Origin of the sequence: Kitasatospora sp. NPDC096147, from assembly GCF_044763225.1 — a bacterium.
Classification (GTDB): domain Bacteria; phylum Actinomycetota; class Actinomycetes; order Streptomycetales; family Streptomycetaceae; genus Kitasatospora.
Map to the genome: position 1 here is coordinate 72818 of NZ_JBIWFX010000010.1, position 20033 is coordinate 92850.

The window sequence follows — 20033 nt, forward strand, 5'->3', positions numbered from 1 at the left end:
TACCTTGTTGCTCACCAGCGCGGCGCCGCGGCTCCCCACCTCGGCGCGCCGTGCCAGGTGCGACACCACCAGCCGTCGCAGCCAGCAGACTTCTCGCAGCAAACCCACCCAGACCGACCACAGCGAAGCCGGTGTCCGCTCCCGGCTCCCCCAGACGCCCTGTGCGCCCTCACACAGGTACGCCTTCGGAGGCAGCCATGAAGGAAATCCTCGACGCGATCCTCAACCCCGACAGCACCTCGGCGGACTTCGCCGGGCTCGCGCTGCCGGAGTCCTACCGGGCGGTCACGCTCCACAAGGACGAGGAGCAGATGTTCGCCGGCCAGGCGAGCCGCGACAAGGACCCCCGCAAGTCCCTGCACCTCGACGAGGTGCCGCTGCCCGAGCTCGGCCCGGGCGAGGCCCTGGTCGCCGTGATGGCCAGCTCGGTGAACTACAACACCGTCTGGTCCTCGATCTACGAGCCGGTCTCCACCTTCGGCTTCCTGGAGCGCTACGGCCGCCTCTCGCCGCTGACGAAGCGTCACGACCTGCCGTACCACGTGCTCGGCTCCGACCTGGCCGGCGTGGTGCTGCGCACCGGCGCCGGGGTCAACGCCTGGAAGCCCGGCGACGAGGTCGTCGCGCACTGCCTCTCGGTCGAGCTGGAGTCCCCCGACGGCCACAACGACACGATGATGGACCCGGAGCAGCGCATCTGGGGCTTCGAGACCAACTTCGGCGGCCTGGCCCAGATCGCCCTGGTGAAGACCAACCAGCTGCTGCCCAAGCCCAAGCACCTCACCTGGGAGGAGGCCGCCTCCCCGGGCCTGGTCAACTCCACCGCCTACCGCCAGCTGGTCTCGCAGAACGGCGCGGGCATGAAGCAGGGCGACAACGTGCTGATCTGGGGCGCCAGCGGCGGCCTCGGCTCGTACGCCACCCAGTACGCACTGGCCGGCGGCGCCACCCCGATCTGCGTGGTCTCCAGCGAGGCCAAGGCCGACATCTGCCGCGCCATGGGCGCCGAGGCGATCATCGACCGCTCCGCCGAGGGCTACAGGTTCTGGAAGGACGATAACAACCAGGACCCGCGCGAGTGGAAGCGCCTGGGCGGCAAGATCCGCGAGTTCACCGGCGGCGAGGACGTGGACATCGTCTTCGAGCACCCGGGCCGCGAGACCTTCGGCGCCTCGGTCTACGTCACCCGCAAGGGCGGCACCATCGTCACCTGCGCCTCCACCTCCGGCTTCATGCACCAGTACGACAACCGCTACCTGTGGATGTCGCTCAAGCGCATCGTCGGCTCGCACTTCGCCAACTACCGCGAGGCCTTCGAGGCCAACCGGCTGGTCGCCAAGGGCAAGATCCACCCCACCCTCTCCAAGGTCTACACCCTGGAGGAGACCGGCCAGGCCGCCCTGGACGTGCACCACAACAAGCACCAGGGCAAGGTCGGCGTGCTCTGCCTGGCCCCGCAGGAGGGCCTGGGCGTCCGGGACGCCGAGCTCCGCGAGAAGCACCTGCCGGCCATCAACCGCTTCAGGAACATCTGATGGCCGCCGACCGGGACCGCCCCTGGCTGATGCGCACGTACGCGGGCCACTCCACCGCGAGCGACTCCAACGCGCTCTACCGGAAGAACCTGGCGAAGGGTCAGACCGGCCTCTCGGTCGCCTTCGACCTGCCCACCCAGACCGGCTACGACTCGGACCACGTGCTGGCCCGCGGCGAGGTCGGCCGGGTCGGGGTCCCGGTCGGCCACGTCGGCGACATGCGGACGCTGTTCGACGGCATCCCGCTGGAGCGGACCAACACCTCGATGACCATCAACGCCACCGCCATGTGGCTGCTGGCGCTCTACCAGGTGGTCGCCGAGGAGCAGGGCGCGGACGTCACCAAGCTCACCGGCACCACCCAGAACGACATCGTCAAGGAGTACCTGTCGCGCGGGACGCACGTCTTCCCGCCCGGCCCCTCGGTGCGCCTGATCACCGACATGATCGCCTACACGGTCGGGCACATCCCCAAGTGGAACCCGATCAACATCTGCAGCTACCACCTCCAGGAGGCCGGGGCCACCCCGGTCCAGGAGATCGCGTACGCGATGTGCACCGCGATCGAGGTGCTGGACGCCGTCCGCGACTCCGGCCAGGTGCCGGCCGAGCGGATGGGCGAGGTGGTCGCCCGGATCTCCTTCTTCGTCAACGCGGGCGTCCGCTTCGTCGAGGAGATGTGCAAGATGCGGGCCTTCTCGCTGCTCTGGGAGAAGGTCACCCGCGAGCGGTACGGCATCGAGGACGCCAAGCAGCGCCGGTTCCGCTACGGCGTGCAGGTCAACTCGCTGGGCCTGACCGAGGCGCAGCCGGAGAACAACGTCCAGCGGATCGTGCTGGAGATGCTGGCCGTCACCCTCTCCAAGGACGCCCGCGCCCGGGCCGTCCAACTCCCGGCCTGGAACGAGGCGTTGGGCCTGCCCCGGCCCTGGGACCAGCAGTGGTCGCTGCGCATCCAGCAGGTGCTGGCCTTCGAGTCCGACCTGCTGGAGTACGGCGACATCTTCAACGGCTCCGCGGTGATCGAGGCCAAGACCGCCGAGCTGCTGGCCGGCGCCGAGGCGGAGATCGCCAAGGTGCTGGAGATGGGCGGCGTCATCCCGGCCGTCGAGTCCGGCTACCTGAAGTCCAACCTGGTCTCCTCGCACGCCGCCCGGCGGGCCCGGATCGAGTCCGGCGAGGACAAGATCGTCGGGGTCAACTGCTTCGAGTCCACCGAGGAGAGCCCGCTCACGGCCGACCTCGACACCGCCATCATGGTGGTCGACCCGGCCTCCGAGCGGACCGTCCTGACGGCCCTTCAGCAGTGGCACCGGGAGCGGGACGAGACGGCCGCCCAGGCCGCCCTGGCGGCCCTCAAGGAGACCGCCACCACCACGGCCAACCTGATGCCCGCCACGCTCGCCTGTGCCCGCGCCGGGGTCACCACCGGCGAGTGGGCCTTCGCCCTGCGCGAGGTGTTCGGCGAGTACCGCGCCCCCACCGGGGTCGGCGGCGCCCCCGTCGCGGTGCCGGCCGAGCCCGGCGGCGAGCTGGCCGCCGTCCGCGAGGCGGTCACCGCCACGGCCGCCGAGCTGGGCACCGGGAAGCTCCGCCTGCTGGTCGGCAAGCCCGGCCTGGACGGGCACTCCAACGGCGCCGAGCAGATCGCCGTCCGGGCCCGCGACGCGGGCTTCGAAGTGGTCTACCAGGGCATCCGCCTGACGCCGGAGCAGATCGTCTCGGCCGCCGTCGCGGAGGACGTGCACTGCGTCGGCCTGTCGATCCTCTCCGGCGCCCACCCGGAGCTGGTACCCGACGTCCTCTCCCGGCTGCGGCGGGCGGGGGTGGAGGATGTCCCCGTGATCGTCGGTGGCATCATCCCGGCTGCGGACGCGGAGGCCCTCAAGGCCGCCGGCGTCGCCGCCGTCTTCACCCCGAAGGACTTCGGCATCACCACCATCATCGGCCGGATCGTCGACGAGATCCGGCTGGCCAACAGGCTCCAGCCTTGGGCCGCGACCTCGACCGCCGCGACCGGCTGAACCGGAAGGACTGACCCACCCTCATGAGCAACGTCAACCGTCTGCGCCCCCGCCGCTCCTGTCTGGCCGTCCCGGGCAGCAACCCGCGCTTCCTGGAGAAGGCCCAGGGCCTGCCGGCCGACCAGGTCTTCCTGGACCTGGAGGACGCCTGCGCCCCGCTGGTCAAGGAGAGCGCCCGGCACCACATCGTGGACGCGCTGAACAACGGCGACTGGGGCACCAAGACCAAGGTCGTCCGGGTCAACGACTGGACCACGCACTGGACCTACCGGGACGTCATCACCGTGGTCGAGGGCGCCGGCCCGAACCTCGACTGCATCATGCTCCCCAAGGTGCAGGACGCCACCCAGGTCAAGGCGCTGGACCTGCTGCTCACCCAGATCGAGAAGACCATGGGCTTCGAGGTCGGCAGGATCGGCATCGAGGCGCAGATCGAGAACGCCAAGGGCCTGGTGAACGTCGACGAGATCGCCGCCGCCTCGCCCCGGCTGGAGACCATCATCTTCGGCCCCGCCGACTTCATGGCCTCGATCAACATGAAGTCCCTGGTGGTCGGCATGCAGCCGCCCGGCTACCCGGCCGACGCCTACCACTACATCCTGATGCGCATCCTGATGGCCGCCCGGACGCACGACCTCCAGGCGATCGACGGGCCCTTCCTGCAGATCCGCAACCCCGAGGGCTACCGCGAGGTCGCGAGCCGCGCCGCCGCCCTCGGCTTCGACGGCAAGTGGGTGCTGCACCCGGACCAGGTCGGCGCGGCGAACGAGATCTTCTCGCCCTCGCAGGAGGACTACGACCACGCCGAGCTGATCCTGGACGCCTACGACTGGTGCACCTCCGAGGCCGGCGGCGCCAAGGGCTCGGCGATGCTCGGCGACGAGATGATCGACGAGGCCAGCCGCAAGATGGCCCTGGTCATCGCGGGCAAGGGCCGGGCGGCCGGCCTGCAGCGCACCTCCAAGTTCGAGATCCCGGAGGCCTGACGTGCAGTTCGGACGCACCTACGAGGAGTTCGAGGTCGGCGCGGTCTACAAGCACTGGCCCGGCAAGACCGTCACCGAGTACGACGACCACCTCTTCTGCCTGCTGACGATGAACCACCACCCGCTGCACATGGACGCCAACTACGCGACCACCACCGTGCAGGGCCAGAACGTCGTCGTCGGCAACTACATCTACTCGCTGCTGCTCGGGATGAGCGTCGAGGACGTCTCCGGCAAGGCGCTGGCCAACCTGGAGATCGAGTCGCTGCGGCACATCGCGCCGACCTTCCACGGCGACACCCTCTACGGCGAGACCGTGGTGCTCGACAAGAACATGACCTCCAAGCCGGACCGGGGCATCGTGTACGTCGAGACCAAGGGCTACAAGCAGGACGGCACGGTCGTCTGCGTCTTCCGCCGCAAGGTGATGGTGCCGACCGAGCAATACCTGAAGGAGCGCGGCGGCGACCAGCCCGGCCGCCCCGAGCCGCTCTCCTAGAGCGGCCTCCCAGACCCCGGCCGAGGAGCCGCCGTCATCGGCCCCTCTCCCGGTCCACGGGCCCCGCAGAGTCACGCCTGCGGGGCCCGCAACTCCCACCACCCTCAGACCTTTCCTGGAGCCGCACGATGGGACGCCTCGCACAGACCGACGGCCTGACCGAGATCCAGCGGGACATCCTCGCCACCGTGCGGGACTTCGTCGACAAGGAGATCATCCCGGTCGCGACCGAGCTGGAGCACAAGGACGAGTACCCGACCGCGATCGTCGAGGGGATGAAGCAGCTCGGCCTGTTCGGCCTGACCATCCCCGAGGAGTTCGGCGGCCTGGGCGAGTCCCTGCTCACCTACGCCCTGGTGGTCGAGGAGATCGCGCGCGGCTGGATGTCCGTCTCCGGCATCGTCAACACGCACTTCATCGTGGCCCACATGATCAACGCCCACGGCACCCGGGAGCAGAAGGAGTACTTCCTGCCCCGGATGGCGGCCGGCGAGATCCGCGGCGCCTTCTCGATGTCCGAGCCGGGCCTCGGCTCCGACGTGGCGGCGATCTCCACCAAGGGCGTCCGGGACGGCGACCACTACGTCCTGAACGGCCAGAAGATGTGGCTGACCAACGGCGGCACCTCCACCCTGGTCGCGGTGCTCTGCAAGACCGACGAGGGCGGCTCCACCCCGTACAAGAACATGACCACCTTCCTGGTCGAGAAGACGCCGGGCTTCGGACCGAACCCGACCGTCCCGGGCCTGACCGTGCCCGGCAAGATCGAGAAGATGGGCTACAAGGGCGTCGACACCACCGAGCTGGTGCTCCAGGACGTCCGGATCCCGGCCGACCGCATCCTCGGCGGCGTCCCGGGCAAGGGCTTCTACCAGATGATGGACGGCGTCGAGGTCGGCCGGGTCAACGTGGCCGCCCGCGGCTGCGGGGTGGCCCGCCGCGCCTTCGAGCTGGGTATCTCCTACGCCCAGCAGCGGTCCACCTTCGGCAAGAGGATCGCCGAGCACCAGGCGATCCAGTTCAAGCTGGCCGAGATGGCCACCAAGGTCGAGGCCGCGCACCAGATGATGGTGATGGCCGCCCGCAAGAAGGACGGCGGCGAGCGGAACGACCTGGAGGCCGGGATGGCCAAGTACCTGGCCTCCGAGTACTGCAAGGAGGTCGTGGAGGACTCGTTCCGCATCCACGGCGGCTACGGCTTCTCCAAGGAGTACGAGATCGAGCGCCTCTACCGGGAGGCCCCGATGCTGCTGATCGGTGAAGGTACGGCGGAGATCCAGAAGATGATCGTGGGACGCCGCCTGCTGGAGGAGTACCGCATCGCGGACTGACCGCAGGTCCGGACCGTAGGGCGTGTACCCCTGGGGTACACGCCCTACGGCTGCTTCCACACGCCCTTGATTGACGCCCCGTCAGCCGTGTTCGTATTGAGACGTGGGTCACGAGCCGAGTCCCGGCCCTTGGGGAACCGCAGCCCGTCGCGTTACGGTCGTACACACAGCAGGCACGGATCGGCACCGCACCGGACACCCAGCTCAGCAGGCGGCTTGCCCACCTACCGCCTGGTCCCGATACCATCCACCGGGACAGCATGCCGTCCCTTTATCACTCGATCCCCGCGGTGGCCCCCGTCCAGGTGCCAAGCTCTGCCGGCCGGGGCCCGCGACTAAGGTATTCGATGCCCATCAGCCCGTCCCCTCACTCCTCCGCTCCGGCTGGCGATGCCCTCGCCCCGGCGAACGGTCGGCGCCCGCGCGTCACCATCGCGCGAGGAGCCACCCCCTGGTTCGTGCCCACCCTGGCCACGGCCGCGATCACCACCGCCCTCACCCGGCGGAGCGGCAAGTGGGCCGCGGCGGCCGTACCGGCCTGTGCGCTCAGCGCGGGCATGCTGTGGTTCTTCCGTGACCCCGAGCGGGAGATCGGGACCGGTCGGGTGATCTCCCCGGCCGACGGCGTGGTCCAGTCCATCGACGCCTGGCCGGACGGCCGCACCCGCGTGGCGATCTTCATGAGCCCGCTCAACGTGCACGTCAACCGCGCGCCGCTGCCCGGCACCGTGACGTCCGTCGAGCACGTCTCCGGCACCTACGTGCCCGCGTTCAACAAGGACAGCGACAACAACGAGCGTGTCGTCTGGCACTTCGACACCGAGCTCGGCGACATCGAGATGGTGCAGATCGCGGGGGCCGTGGCCCGTCGCATCGTGCCGTACGTGGACGCCGGTACCAAGGTCGAGCAGGGCGAGCGGATCGGTCTGATCCGGTTCGGTTCCCGGGTCGACACCTACCTGCCGGCCGGCGTCGAGGTCGGCGTCGAGGTCGGCCAGAAGACCACTGCCGGGGTGACGCGCCTTGACCGTGACTGATCCTGAGACCCTGGTCGGGCTGGACGACGAGGAGACGGCGCTGCGCCGCCGCCGCTGGGCCCGCGACCGGGAGCTGCGCGCTCCCCGCTCGCCCCAGCACCTCTCGACCGCCGACTTCCTGACCCTGGGGAACGCCGTCTGCGGCTTCCTGGCGATCTACTCGATCACCACCGGGGTCCTGATGCCGCACATCACCGGCGCCTCGGCGGCCGGGCCGGACAAGCACAGCGCCGCCACCGCGGTGACGCTGCTGCTGATCGGCTCGATGTGCGACCTGTTCGACGGCCTGGTGGCCCGCAAGCTGCGCTCCTCGGCGCTGGGTGCGGAGCTCGACAACCTGGCCGACCTGATCAGCTTCGGCATCGCCCCCGCCTACTTCGTCGCGGTCTGGGGCATCGTCAGCCCCGGCTCGGACCAGCGCTTCTCGGCGCTGATCGCGCTCACCGTGCTGCTGGCGGTGGTGCTCCGGCTGGCCCGCTTCTCGGCGGTCAAGATGGCGCCCGGGATCTTCCAGGGCATGCCCTGCCCGATGGGCGCCATGACGGTGATCGCCATCGTGCTGCTCGACCCGCCGTTCGTGCCGGGCCTGCTGATGATCTTCGGCGTGGCCTACCTGATGGTCAGCCGGATCGAGTACCCGAAGCCGCAGGGCATGCTGGCCACCGCCACCCTGTGCTGGATCGTGGTCTCCATCGGCTGCCTGGCCGCCTGGGCGGCCGGCCTGCCCGGTGGCAACACGCTGATGCACATCGGCGCGATCGCCCAGATCACGCTGGCCGCGATGGCCCCGCTGCTGGTGATCCGCCGCAAGGTCGGCCAGAAGGTCGGCGACGTGCGGGCCCGCCGCGCGGAGTCGCGCGGCTGCTGACCGCGCGTCAGGACGTACGAGGAAGGCCCCGAACCGGGATCCCGGTTCGGGGCCTTCCTCGTACGTCCTGACGCTACGCGCCGCCGTCGTGCACGCTGAAGGCGCTGCGGCGGGCCGCCCGGGCCACCACCGGGTCCGGGTGGACCGAGGCGACGGCGGTCAGCACCGAGGCCGCCCTGGGGTGCCCGGACTGCCGCGCCCGGTGGAACAGCCGGACCGGCTCGCCGGCCGAGGCGCCCTCCACGTGACCGACCAGCAGGCTGGTCTCCCCGTGGTCCAGCACCGCCGCGGCGGTGTCCACCCAGAGCCAGGCGGCGTCCTCGGCGGTCAGCACGTCCGAGGGCAGCACTCCGGCCTCGTCCGACTGCTCGGCCAGCCAGAGCAGCGCGTACGGCCGCAGCACGGGCTCGTCCACGGCCGCCCGGACGCCCTGCTCGGCGGTGCCGCCGGCCACCCGGAGCGCCTCGAAGGCCAGGCCGCGCAGCAGCGCGTCCTCGCCCCGGGCGGCGTCCAGCAGCTCGGCCACCGCGCGGTCCACGGGCCGGGCCGCGACCCAGGCACGGTACTCGGCCCTGGCCGGACCGGGCGAGTAGTTGGCGCAGGCGTCCAGCAGCTCCAGCGCGCTCTGCTCGATGTGCCCGGCGGCGGTCTGCGCGACGGTGCAGATCTCCTCCAGCTTGGCCCGCACCGCCCAGTGGCCCAGCGGGGAGAGCTCGGCGGCCTCGTCGTGCCGGGTGAGGGCACCGACGGCGGCCAGGCCGTCCAGCATCCAGTCCAGCACCGCCGCGACCTCGGCCGGGGCATGCGGGGTGTCGATCTGGGGCTCGCGGCAGGTGCCGCGAACCGCCGAGACGGCGGAGGCGGCGTGCGGCACGGGCGAGAGCGGGCTGGTGCCCGCCGCCACCCGGCGCTCGTCCAGGCCCCGGCGGAGCAGCTCCAGCAGCTCGCTGTCGGGGACCGGGCCGTCCACCAGGTGCAGGAAGGAGAGCAGCTGCGGGGCCTGGTCGACGGCCTGGCCCGCGAGCACCGCGAAGACGCCGCGCATGGCGGCGGGCGGCATCGGGGCGACCAGCGTCCAGGCGTCGAACAGCGCCGACCAGCCGCGGATCACGGCCTCGTCGTCGTGCTCCCAGGCATGCAGCCGCCAGCCGGGGGCGGCGCCGCCCTCGCGGGCCTCCACCAGACCGACCAGCAGGGCCTGGCCCCACGCCCGGGCGGCGGCCCCGACGGTCATCGCCAGGGCCTTCCCGGCGGCCCGGGCATCGTCGGGGAGCAGTTCGCCGCGCTTGTCGACCTCGCCCAGCTCGCCCGCCCAGCGGGCGATCCGGACGGCGTCGGCGAGCATCCGCCGGGCCAGCGGGGCCAGCTCGGCGGGGGCGGGCAGGCCGTCCGGAACCGGCACCCGGCCCCGTCCGGGCTTGGGTGCGGGCGTGCGGCGGCGGGGGGCGCCCGGCTGCACGGTGTCGGGCCGGCGGGCCGGTCCGGGGAGACGGGTCACCGTCGCACCGGTGCCGGTCTTCGGCTGGAGCGGGGCATCACGGTCGCGCGGATTCCGAGACGTCACGCCGTGCAGTCTTCCCCGTGTGTGGGCCTCCTGTCACATCGGCTTTTCGCGCGAGCGGTGCAAACCCGACCGAGAAGGTCATTTTTTCGGTCATTGCCGGTAGTGGAGAGGCCGTGGCGGGTCCGGGGAGCGGCGGCGAAGGCCGAGGCCGGGCGGGTGCCGCCCGGCCGGGGGCGGACCTCACAGGAGCGGCGTCAGCCAGCGACGCAGGATCTCGGTGTAGCCGGCCGGGTCGGCGTTCCACAGGGCCGCGTGCTCGGCGTGCGGGACGGGGTGGAGGCTGACCAGGTCGGCCCGGAGCCCGGCCAGCCGGGCGGCGGCCGCGTAGGGCGCGATGGAGTCGTCCGGGCTGTGCAGCAGGAGGGTGGGCACGTGCAGGTCGGTGCCGGAGGCCAACCGGGCGAAGCCGGCCAGGTCGACCCCGGCGCGGCCCTCGGCCGCCAGGGCGCCCAGCTCGGCCACGGCGGCCGGGACGCCGGCCCGGGTGCGTTCGCGGCGGACCGTCCGGGACCAGTCCAGGACCGGCGAGTCCAGCACCAGCCCGGCGATCGAATCCCGCCAGGCCGAGCGGGCGGCGGCCTGCAGCACCATGGTGGCGCCGACCGACCAGCCGTGGAGGATCACCCGGCCCGCGCCGCTCTCCAGGGCCAGCCGGATCGCCGCCTCGACGTCCTCCCACTCGGTGTCGCCGAAGTGGCTGAGACCGTCCGGTGACTCCGGGGCCCCCTGGTCGCCCCGGTAGGTGACGGTCAGGGTGGGGAGTTCGAGCGCGCGCAGGGCCGGGAGCACCGGGAGCGCCTGGGTGCGGTCGGCACCCGGGCCGTGGACCAGCAGGACCCAGGTGCCGCGCTTGCCCGGGGTGTACCAGGCGGGCAGGTCGCCGAGCTCGCCGAGCGCGATGGTGTCGGTGTAGCCGAGGTCGAGGGCGGAGCGCGGGTCCCCGGTGAGCACCCGTGGCGTGAACTCGACCTCGGTGCCCGGGTCCAGCGAGCCGCCGTCCACCTTCTCCAGCCGCCGGGTGACGGTCTGCGGCCCGGTGGCGAGCACCTCGCCGACCACCGCGTGCCCGCCGTTCGGCCACTCCAGCGCGTACCGGCCGGGCCGGGAGGTGGCCGTGGAGCGGGTGAGCACCACGCCGCCCGGGGCCAGGTCGTGCACCCGCAGCTCGGGAGCGCTGCCGGGCTCGGGCCGGCCGGGCTTCACCACGCCCTGGGAGGCCCGGCGGCCGATCAGCAGGACGGCCGCTCCACCGGCCCCGACGACGGTGGCGGCCACCATGGCCGCGGTTCCCCAACGCATGGCGCTCCCGGATGTACTCGGTACGGGTCTCGGACGTTGCGGTCCATTCGACCGGGGGCCGGGGCCCGGTGCCACCGGAGCGCCGCCGTAAGGGAGGAGACGGCGGGTCAGACCGGGAGGTCGGTGGGGTGACGGGACAGCAGCTGCCAGAACCGCTCCAGCGGCGGCAGGTCCGGCGGCTGCTCGGCGGCCGGGGTGGTGGCGGTGCCCCAGTGCTGCGGCACGACGTGGTCCTGCTGGAGCTCGGCGAGCACCTCCTCCAGCAGCGGACGCGGCAGCGGGACCAGCTTGGCGACCGGCTTCACCTGGCTCTGCCAGCGGCCGTCCACGCACTGGCGCAGGCACTTCTCCAAGGCGTCCTGACGGTGGGTCACCCGCGCGAAGGCCCGGAGGGTCAGGCCGAGCACCCGGGCCAGCTCGTAGGACTGCTCCGGGTCGCCGGGCCAACTGCCGGTCAGTTCGGCCTGCTCGTACGCCCGGAGGGTGATCCCGATCCGGCGGGCGGCCTGCTCCTGGCTCAGCTCCCTGGCCACCCGGAAGTCGCGCAGGCTGCCCGGGGCGGTGCCCATCAGCTGCGCGGGCGGGCACCACAGGGCTCGGGCCAGCGCGATGAACTCGGCCTCGTCCGGGCGGTACTCCCCGCTCTCCCAGCCGATCACGTGGGTGGGCAGCAGCCGCACCCCGTGGGCGGCCATCCCGGCCGCCACCTGCTCCGGGGTCAGCCCGAGGCCGGTCCGGTGGGCCCGTGCGGCGGCGGGCGAGAACGGGACCGGCGAGGGCGGGGGCGGTCTGCGGCGCATGCCCCAGACCGTAGGGGCGGCCGTGTCCGGGGCTGCACCCGCTGAACGCACGAACCGCGCTCCCGGGCCCGGGCGCGGGGTTGGAGCTTCACACCACCCCTGACGGGTGATCACCCGAGTCGGCTGGGAGATAACGACGGCGGGGCCGACACCGAGGCAGAACGCGAAGCCAGGCCCGGGGACAGAACGCGAGGCCAGGTACCGAGGCAGAACGTGCGGCCAGGGGCGGCGACAGAACGCGAGGCCGGGCACCGAGGCAGAACGTGCGGCCGGGGGCGCGAGGAACTGCGCGCAGGGGAACGGCAGCACCTGCAACTGACTGACGGTGGTTCAGTTGCACGTGCTGCCGTTCCCCTTCGCGCAGTTCCTCGCGCCCCCGGTGTAACCGAGTGCGTTCCTCGCGGCACCGGGGTGACCGCAGTGCGTTCCTCGCGAGGGCGGGGCGGCCGCGAGGTCAGTGGAGCTTGCCGAAGAGTTCCTCGATGGTGGCCGGGGTCGGCAGTTCGCCGTTCGGGGTGAGGCGGTCGACGGTGGCCGGGAGGTGGGTGGCGAGGGTGTCGGCGGCCTGGTCGGGGGTGATGCCGGCGTTGCGGGCCAGCATCTCGAGCTCGCCGGGCGGGAGGGCGGCGGCGAGTTCGGAGCCGGTGACCGGGTGGTTGTCCCCGGTGCCGACCCAGGACTTGGCCTGCATGCCGAGCCCGCCCTCCGTCAGCTGCTGGAGCAGGGCGCCGAGCCCGTTGCCGCGCCCGGCGCCGTTCGCGGCGAGCGAGCCGAGCAGGATGGAGAGCAGGTTGCCCGCGCTGCCGTTCCCGCCGCCGCTGCCACCGAGCAGGCCGCTGAGGAGTTTGCCGAGATCGGTCATCGCCGTCCTCTTGTTCTTCCGGGTCAGCCACGGCAACGCTGCCGCGCCACCGCCAGCCTGACCCGCCGCCGGGCGTGCTGCACGGTGGGGCGGGCGACCGTGTGACCAAACCCTCGACGGGCTTTGTTGACGCCCGGTCGAGGCCCGTGGTGGGATCTTTCAGCCAATCGGAGGCAAGCAGAGGAAGCCGGTGCGAATCCGGCGCGGTCCCGCCACTGTCACCGGGGAGCACGCTCGATCCATGGTCACGACGGCCCGCCCAGGCGGCTGTGGGAAGGCCCGAGGGTGTGTCCGACCCGGAAGCCAGGAGACTCTCACCCCCGTTACGTCGAGCCAGGGCGCGGACCCTGAGTGAGGACACGCACTGATGCCGCCTGCCCGGAGCCACGCCGACTCGCCCGCACCGTGCGTCGTCTGACCCCTTTTCTGCTGGGCACGGCGGCCGGCTACCTGGCGGACGCCCGCTTCGGTGACCCCCGGCGCGGCCATCCGGTGGCGCTGTTCGGCTCGGCCGCCACGGCGCTGGAGCGCCGGATCTGGCGCGACCACCGGGCGGTGGGTGCCGCGTACACCGCCGTCTGCGCGGGCGGCGTGGCCGCCGGGGCGGTGCTGGCCGGGCGGCTGGTGCGCCGCAGCCCGGTGGCCGAGGCCGCGCTGGCCGCTGCCGCGACCTTCACCGTGCTCGGCGGCAGCTCGCTGACCAGGGAGGCCCGGACCATCGGGGCGGCCCTGACGGCGGGTGATCTGACGGCGGCCCGGGAGCGCCTGCCGCACCTGTGCGGGCGGGACCCGAGCGGGCTGGACGGACAGCAGATCGCCCGTGCCGTGGTCGAGTCGGTGGCGGAGAACACCGCCGACGCGGTGGTGAACGCCCTGGTCTGGGGCGCGCTGGCGGGCACCCCTGGGCTGCTGGCCTTCCGGGCCGTCAACACGATGGACGCGATGGTCGGCCACCGCTCGCCGCGCCACCTGCGGTTCGGCTGGGCCTCGGCCCGGCTGGACGACCTGGCGGGCTGGCCGGGAGCCCGGCTGACCGCGCTGCTGACGGTGGCCGCCGCGCCGGAGCCGCGAACGGCCCGGCTGGTGTGGCGGCGTGACGGCGGATCACACCCGAGCCCGAACGCCGGGCAGGCGGAGTCGGCCTTCGCGGGCGCGCTGGGGGTGCGCCTCGGCGGCACCCTGCGGTACGGGGACCGCGTGGAGCACCGGCCGGTGCTCGGCGCCGAGCTGCGCCCCGTCGGCGTGCCGGACATCGAGCGGGCCTGCGCGCTGTCGCGCCGGGTCGGCGTGCTGGCGCTGGGCGCCGCGCTGCTCGGACGGACCGTCATCCACCGCACGCTGCACAGGAGGAGGAGCACATGAGCAACGCACTGCTGGTCGCCGGGACCACCTCGGACGCGGGCAAGAGCGTGGTGACGGCGGGCATCTGCCGCTGGCTGGCCCGGCAGGGGGTGCGGGTGGCCCCGTTCAAGGCGCAGAACATGTCGCTGAACTCCTTCGTCACCGCCGACGGCGCCGAGATCGGTCGGGCCCAGGCGATGCAGGCGCAGGCCGCCCGGGTGGAGCCGGAGGCGGCGATGAACCCGGTGCTGCTCAAGCCCGGGGCGGACGCCCGCAGCCAGGTGGTGCTGCTCGGCAAGCCGGTCGCCGAGGTCGGGGCGATGGACTACCGGGAGCGCAAGCCGTACCTGCTGGAGCGCTCGCTGGAGTGCCTGGCGGATCTGCGCAGCCGGTACGAGGTGGTGGTCTGCGAGGGCGCCGGCTCGCCGGCCGAGATCAACCTGCGGGACCGGGACATCGCCAACATGGGCCTGGCCACGGCGGCGAAGCTGCCGGTGGTGGTGGTCGGCGACATCGACCGGGGCGGGGTGTTCGCCGCGATGTACGGGACGCTGGCGCTGCTCTCGGCCGAGGACCAGGCGCTGGTGGCGGGCTGGTTCGTGAACAAGTTCCGGGGTGACGCGCGGCTGCTGGAGCCCGGGCTGCGGATGCTGCACGACCTGACGGGCCGTCCGGTGCTCGGCACCCTGCCGATGCTGCCGGGCCTGTGGCTGGACGCCGAGGACTCGCTGGACCTGACCACCGTGGTGGACCGGGGCGCGGTGCGCGGGCCGGTCGGCAAGGACGTGCTGCGGGTGGCCGTGGTGCGCTTCCCCCGGCTGTCGAACTTCACCGACCTGGACGCGCTGGCCCAGGAGCCGGGCGTGCTGGTGCGCTGGGCGACCAGGGCCGAGGAGTTGGCCGACGCGGATCTGGTGGTGCTGCCCGGCACCCGGGCCACCGTGGCCGACCTGGCCTGGCTGCGCGAGCGCGGCATCGAGCCGGTGCTGCGCGAGCGGGTGGCGGCCGGCCTGCCGGTGCTCGGGGTCTGCGGCGGGTACCAGATGCTCGGCCGGGAGATCGTCGACGAGGTGGAGTCGAAGGCCGGGCGGGTGGACGGTCTGGGGCTGCTGCCGACCCGGGTGGTGTTCGGCCGGGAGAAGGTGCTGGCCCGGCCGGTCGGCGAGGCGTTCGGCGAGCGGGTCGCGGGGTACGAGATCCACCACGGCGTGGTGACGGTGGAGGAGTCCGCCGAATCGTTCCTGGACGGCTGCCGGGTCGGGCCGGTGTACGGCACCACCTGGCACGGAGCGCTGGAGAACGACGGCTTCCGCCGGGAGCTGCTGCGGATGGTCGCCCGGCTGGCCGGGCGGGCGTTCGTGCCCGCGCCGGACACCTCGTTCGCGGCGGCCCGCGAGGAGCGCCTCGACCGGCTCGGGGACCTGATCGAGGAGCATGCCGACACGGATGCCCTGTGGAGAATGATCGAATCCGGCGCACCGGCCGGCCTGCCCTTCGTCCCGCCGGGGGCGCCGCACACCGTGGAGACCGAGCGATGACCGACGTGCGTTACCCCTTCACCGCGATCGTCGGGATGCCCGACCTGCGGCTCGGGCTGCTGCTGAACGCGGTCTCCCCCGCCGTCGGCGGGGTGCTGGTGCGCGGCGAGAAGGGCACCGCCAAGTCGACCATGGTCCGCGCGCTGGCCGGGCTGCTGCCGTCGATCACCACCGTGCCCGGCTGCCGCTTCGCCTGCGACCCGGCGGGCCGGGACCCGCAGTGCCCGGACGGCCCGCACGACGGGGCCACCGGGGACGAACGGGCCGCGTACCTGGTCGAGTTGCCGGTCGGCGTCTCGGAGGACCGGATCGTCGGCTCGCTGGACCTGGAGCGGGCGCTGGCCGAGGGCGTCAAGGCGTACGAGCCCGGCCTGCTGGCCCGGGCGCACCGGGGCGTGCTCTACATCGACGAGGTGAACCTGCTCCAGGACCACGTGGTGGACCTGCTGCTGGACGCCGCCGCGATGGGCCGCTCCTACGTCGAGCGCGAGGGCGTCTCGGTCCGGCACGCGGCCCGCTTCCTGCTGGTCGGCACGATGAACCCGGAGGAGGGCGAGCTGCGGCCGCAGCTGCTGGACCGCTTCGGGCTGACCGTGGAGATCGCCGCCACCCGGGATCCGGTGGAGCGGGCCGAGGTGGTCCGCCGCCGGCTGGCCTACGACGCCGACCCGGCGGGCTTCGCGGCGCGGTTCGCGGCGGAGGAGGACGCGCTGGCCGAGCGGATCACCACCGCGCGGGAGCTGCTGCCTCAGGTGGAGCTGACCGACCTGGCGCTGCGTCAGATCACCGCCGTCTGCGCCGCGTTCGAGGTGGACGGCCTGCGGGCGGACATCGTGATGGCCCGCACCGCCGTCGCGCTGGCCGCCTGGGACGGCCGCACCGAGGTGCTGGAGGAGGACGTCCGCAAGGCCGCCCAGCTGGCGCTGCCGCACCGGCGGCGGCGCAATCCCTTCGACGCGCCCGGTCTGGACGAGGAGCAGCTGGACCGCACCCTGGACGAGCACCGCGACGAGCCCGAGCCGCCGCAGGACCCGCAGGGCCCCGAGGGTGACGGACCGGACGACAACGGCGGCGGACCGGACGGCGGCGGTGCGCCCGAGCCGCAGGGGGACGCGCCGGACGGCCGCGCCGGCTCCGAGGCGCCCGACGCTCCGGAGCCGAACGTGCCCTCCCAGGGCGGGAGTTCGAACGCCCCGGTGGCCTCCGCCGGGGAGCCGTACCGGACCCGGCTGTTCAAGGTGCCCGGCACCGGCAAGGGCGCCCAGGGGCGCCGCTCCCCCGCCGAGACCGACGGTGGGCACACCGTCCGGGCCCGCCGCCCGCAGGGCCAGCTGTCCCGGCTGCACCTGAGCGCCACCCTTCAGGCCGCCGCTCCGCACCAGGTGGCCCGGGGCCGGGACTCGCGCGCGCTGCGGCTGCGCAAGGACGACTTCCGCGAACAGGTGCGCCAGGGACGGGAGTCCAATCTGGTGCTGTTCGTGGTGGACGCCTCCGGCTCGATGGCGGCCCGGCAGCGGATGACCGCCGTCAAGGGCGCCGTGCTCTCCCTGCTGATGGACGCCTACCAGCGCCGGGACAAGATCGGCATGGTCACCTTCCGGGGCTCCGGCGCCGAGTTGGCCCTGCCGCCCACCTCCTCGGTGGAGGTCGGCGCGGCCCGGCTGGAGCAGCTGCCGACCGGTGGCCGCACCCCGCTGGCGGCCGGCCTGCTGCGGGCTCACGAGACGCTGCGGATCGAGCGGATGCGCGACCCGCACCGCCGCCCGCTGCTGGTGGTGGTCACCGACGGCCGGGCCACCGGCGGCAAGGACGCCCTCGCTGAGGCCGGCCGGGCGGCCGGGCTGCTGGCCGCCCAGGGCACCGCCAGCCTGGTGCTGGACTGCGAGGCCGGCCACGTCCGGCTCGGCCTGGCCCGCACCCTGGCCGACCAACTGGGCGGCCCCGCCGTCACCCTGGACGAGCTCCGCGCCGAGGGCGTCGCCGCCCTGGTGCACGCGCACCGCCCCTCCTCCTCCCTGCGAAAGGCAGCCTGAACCCATGCCCAAGGGCCAGCCCGAGACCGTCCCCGACGACGGCCTGACCACCCGTCAGCGCCGCACCCAGCCGATCACCGCCGTGCACACCGGCCCCGGCAAGGGCAAGTCCACCGCCGCCTTCGGGATGGCCCTGCGGGCCTGGAACCAGGGCTGGCCGGTCGGGGTGTTCCAGTTCGTCAAGTCGGCCAAGTGGAAGGTCGGCGAGGAGAACGCGCTCAAGGTGCTCGGCGCCTCCGGCGAGGGCGGCCCGGTCGACTGGCACAAGATGGGCGAGGGCTGGTCCTGGGTGCAGCGCGACATCGAGTCCTCCGAGGAGGCCGCCAAGGAGGGCTGGGAGCAGGTCAAGCGCGACCTGGCGGCGGAGAAGTACCGCTTCTACGTGCTGGACGAGTTCACCTACCCCATGCACTGGGGCTGGGTGGACGTGGCCGAGGTGGTGGACGTGCTGAAGAACCGCCCGGGCAACCAGCACGTGGTGATCACCGGTCGCTACGCCAAGGACGAACTGCTCGAACTCGCCGACCTGGTCACCGAGATGACCAAGGTGAAGCACCCGATGGACGCCGGCCGCAAGGGCCAGCGCGGCATCGAGTGGTAGCCGGGACGCGCCGGAAGCACCGCATGCACCGGGTGCACGGGATGCACCGGACGCTCAGAACCCTAGGAACGCACGGATCGTGAACATCCCCCGCCTGGTCGTGGCCGCCCCCTCCTCGGGGGCCGGCAAGACCACCGTCGCCACCGGCCTGATCGCCGCGCTCACCGCGCGCGGCCTGGCCGTCTCCCCGCACAAGGTCGGCCCCGACTACATCGACCCCGGCTACCACGCGCTGGCCGCCGGCCGCCCGGGCCGCAACCTGGACGCCTTCATGTGCGGCCCGGACCGGATCGCCCCGCTCTTCCTGCACGGCGCCGCCGGAGCGGACGTCGCGGTGGTCGAGGGCGTGATGGGCCTGTACGACGGAGCCGCCGGGCGCGGCGAGCTGGCCTCCACCGCGCACGTGGCCAAACTGCTGCGGGCCCCGGTGGTCCTGGTGGTGGACGCCTCCTCGCAGTCCCGCTCGGTGGCCGCCCTGGTGCACGGCTTCGCCTCCTGGGACCCGGAGGTCCGGCTGGCCGGGGTGATCCTCAACCGGGTCGCCTCGGACCGGCACGAGCAGCTGCTGCGGGAGGCGCTGGAGGAGGGCGGGGGCATCCCGGTGCTCGGCTCCGTCCGGCGCTCGGCGACGGTGGCCACGCCCTCCCGGCACCTGGGCCTGATCCCGGCCGTGGAACGCTCCGAGGCGGCGCTCGCCGCCGTCCGGGACATGGGTGAGCTGATCGGCGCCTCGGTCGACCTGGACGCCGTCCTGGAGCTCGCCCGGACCGCACCGGAGCTGCCCGACGAGCCGTGGTCGGCCGCGGCGGAGGTCTCGGTGGTGCCGGGACGCCCCAGGGTGGCGCTGGCGGGCGGGGCCGCGTTCTCCTTCTCCTACGCGGAGAACGCGGAGCTGCTGGCGGCGGCCGGGGCCGAGGTGGTGCCGTTCGACCCGCTACGGGACGCCGAACTCCCCTCCGGGACGGCAGGGTTGGTGATCGGGGGCGGCTTCCCGGAGATGTACGTGGGCGAGCTGAGCGCCAACGAGGGCCTGCGGATGGCGATCCGGGAGCTGGCTGCGGCGGGCGCCCCGGTGGCCGCCGAGTGCGCCGGACTGCTTTACCTGGGACGGGAGTTGGACGGCGCCGCGATGTGCGGGGTGGTGGACACCACGGCCCGGATGTCGGAGCGGCTGACCCTCGGGTACCGGGAGGCGGTCGCCCTGACGGACAGCGTGCTGGCTCCGGTCGGATCCCGGCTGCGCGGCCACGAGTTCCACCGCACCGTCTGCGAGCCGGGCGCGGGGCCGGCTCCCGCCTGGGGCTGGCGCGGCCCGGCCGGACCGCAGACCGAGGGCTTCGTCGAGGGCTCGGTGCACGCCTCCTACCTGCACCTGCACTGGGCCGGCGCCCCGGAGCTGGCGACCCGCTTCGTCCGCGCAGCAGCCGCCCACGCAGCAAGCTGACCCTCCCTCCGGACCGCCCTCGGACCGCCCTCGGACCACCCTCGGGCCACCCCGGACCGCCCTCGGACCGCCCTCGGACCGCCCGGAGGGCGGTCAGGGGCGCGGGGAACTGCGCGAGTCGGAAGAACGGGACCCATGTGCCGGGTACGGGGATTCACTTGCACGTGAGCGTCCGTCCCCGGCACACGGTCGTTGCGTTCCCCTTCGCGCAGTTCCCCGCGCCCCTGACTTCCCTGCAGGCAGCCCCGGTGCCGAGCGGCAAGCACCAACC

Annotated in this window: 16 protein-coding genes and 1 riboswitch; of the genes, 12 read left to right on the forward strand and 4 right to left on the reverse strand. The window is 73.1% G+C overall.

Annotation, left to right across the window (positions count from 1 at the left end):
* Positions 1 to 197 precede the first annotated feature (197 nt).
* From ccrA to ACIRBX_RS27490, 7 genes are all read left to right on the forward strand, one after another.
* Positions 198 to 1535, forward strand: coding sequence for a crotonyl-CoA carboxylase/reductase (gene ccrA, locus ACIRBX_RS27460; RefSeq protein ID WP_402300513.1), 1338 nt, complete (start codon positions 198 to 200; stop codon positions 1533 to 1535).
* The gene (locus ACIRBX_RS27465) at positions 1535 to 3559 is read left to right on the forward strand and encodes a protein meaA (protein ID WP_402300514.1); all 2025 of its coding nucleotides are present in this window, start codon (positions 1535 to 1537) and stop codon (positions 3557 to 3559) included. The genes ccrA and ACIRBX_RS27465 overlap by 1 nt, the downstream gene beginning before the upstream one ends.
* 23 nt (positions 3560 to 3582) lie before the next feature.
* Positions 3583 to 4545: an HpcH/HpaI aldolase/citrate lyase family protein gene (locus ACIRBX_RS27470; RefSeq protein ID WP_402300517.1), complete on the forward strand. Its 963-nt coding sequence runs from the start codon at positions 3583 to 3585 to the stop codon at positions 4543 to 4545.
* 1 nt (position 4546) lies between these two features.
* On the forward strand, positions 4547 to 5044 hold the full coding sequence (locus tag ACIRBX_RS27475; protein WP_402300519.1) for a MaoC family dehydratase: 498 nt from the start codon (positions 4547 to 4549) through the stop codon (positions 5042 to 5044).
* A 128-nt stretch (positions 5045 to 5172) separates the two neighbouring features.
* Positions 5173 to 6375, forward strand: coding sequence for an acyl-CoA dehydrogenase family protein (locus ACIRBX_RS27480; protein WP_402300521.1), 1203 nt, complete (start codon positions 5173 to 5175; stop codon positions 6373 to 6375).
* Positions 6376 to 6722: 347 nt separating this feature from the next.
* Entirely contained in the window at positions 6723 to 7412 is a 690-nt protein-coding gene (locus ACIRBX_RS27485) for a phosphatidylserine decarboxylase (RefSeq protein WP_402300523.1), read from the forward strand.
* Positions 7399 to 8280 carry a CDP-alcohol phosphatidyltransferase family protein gene (locus ACIRBX_RS27490; RefSeq protein ID WP_402300524.1) on the forward strand — a complete coding sequence of 294 codons (882 nt, stop codon included), beginning with the start codon at positions 7399 to 7401 and terminating at the stop codon, positions 8278 to 8280. The genes ACIRBX_RS27485 and ACIRBX_RS27490 overlap by 14 nt, the downstream gene beginning before the upstream one ends.
* Positions 8281 to 8353: 73 nt before the next feature.
* On the opposite strand, the gene ACIRBX_RS27495 is transcribed toward ACIRBX_RS27490, so the two are convergent.
* The 4 genes from ACIRBX_RS27495 to ACIRBX_RS27510 form a co-directional block, all read right to left on the reverse strand.
* Positions 8354 to 9844 carry a hypothetical protein gene (locus ACIRBX_RS27495; protein ID WP_402300525.1) on the reverse strand — a complete coding sequence of 497 codons (1491 nt, stop codon included), beginning with the start codon at positions 9842 to 9844 and terminating at the stop codon, positions 8354 to 8356.
* Between the two features lie 180 nt (positions 9845 to 10024).
* Positions 10025 to 11143, reverse strand: a complete 1119-nt coding sequence (locus ACIRBX_RS27500) for an alpha/beta hydrolase family protein (RefSeq protein WP_402300527.1) — start codon at positions 11141 to 11143, stop codon at positions 10025 to 10027.
* Positions 11144 to 11250: 107 nt separating this feature from the next.
* Positions 11251 to 11943 carry a helix-turn-helix domain-containing protein gene (locus tag ACIRBX_RS27505; RefSeq protein ID WP_402300529.1) on the reverse strand — a complete coding sequence of 231 codons (693 nt, stop codon included), beginning with the start codon at positions 11941 to 11943 and terminating at the stop codon, positions 11251 to 11253.
* Between the two features lie 454 nt (positions 11944 to 12397).
* The gene (locus ACIRBX_RS27510) at positions 12398 to 12841 is read right to left on the reverse strand and encodes a YidB family protein (RefSeq protein ID WP_402300531.1); all 444 of its coding nucleotides are present in this window, start codon (positions 12839 to 12841) and stop codon (positions 12398 to 12400) included.
* Positions 12842 to 12984: 143 nt separating this feature from the next.
* A riboswitch (cobalamin riboswitch) is annotated at positions 12985 to 13119 on the forward strand.
* A 91-nt stretch (positions 13120 to 13210) separates the two neighbouring features.
* Between ACIRBX_RS27510 and ACIRBX_RS27515 the strand changes: the two genes are divergently transcribed.
* From ACIRBX_RS27515 to ACIRBX_RS27535, 5 genes are all read left to right on the forward strand, one after another.
* Positions 13211 to 14167 (forward strand): cobalamin biosynthesis protein, encoded by a 957-nt coding sequence (locus tag ACIRBX_RS27515; protein WP_402300532.1) that lies wholly within the window; start codon positions 13211 to 13213, stop codon positions 14165 to 14167.
* Positions 14164 to 15684 (forward strand): cobyric acid synthase, encoded by a 1521-nt coding sequence (locus tag ACIRBX_RS27520; RefSeq protein ID WP_402300534.1) that lies wholly within the window; start codon positions 14164 to 14166, stop codon positions 15682 to 15684. Before ACIRBX_RS27515 ends, ACIRBX_RS27520 begins: the two co-directional genes overlap by 4 nt.
* Complete coding sequence (locus tag ACIRBX_RS27525) at positions 15681 to 17717, forward strand: putative cobaltochelatase (protein ID WP_402300537.1); 2037 nt, start codon at positions 15681 to 15683, stop codon at positions 17715 to 17717. Before ACIRBX_RS27520 ends, ACIRBX_RS27525 begins: the two co-directional genes overlap by 4 nt.
* A gap of 4 nt (positions 17718 to 17721) precedes the next feature.
* Positions 17722 to 18318, forward strand: a complete 597-nt coding sequence (cobO, locus tag ACIRBX_RS27530; RefSeq protein WP_402300539.1) for a cob(I)yrinic acid a,c-diamide adenosyltransferase — start codon at positions 17722 to 17724, stop codon at positions 18316 to 18318.
* Between the two features lie 76 nt (positions 18319 to 18394).
* Positions 18395 to 19762, forward strand: coding sequence for a cobyrinate a,c-diamide synthase (locus ACIRBX_RS27535; protein WP_402300783.1), 1368 nt, complete (start codon positions 18395 to 18397; stop codon positions 19760 to 19762).
* The last annotated feature ends 271 nt before the right edge of the window (positions 19763 to 20033 follow it).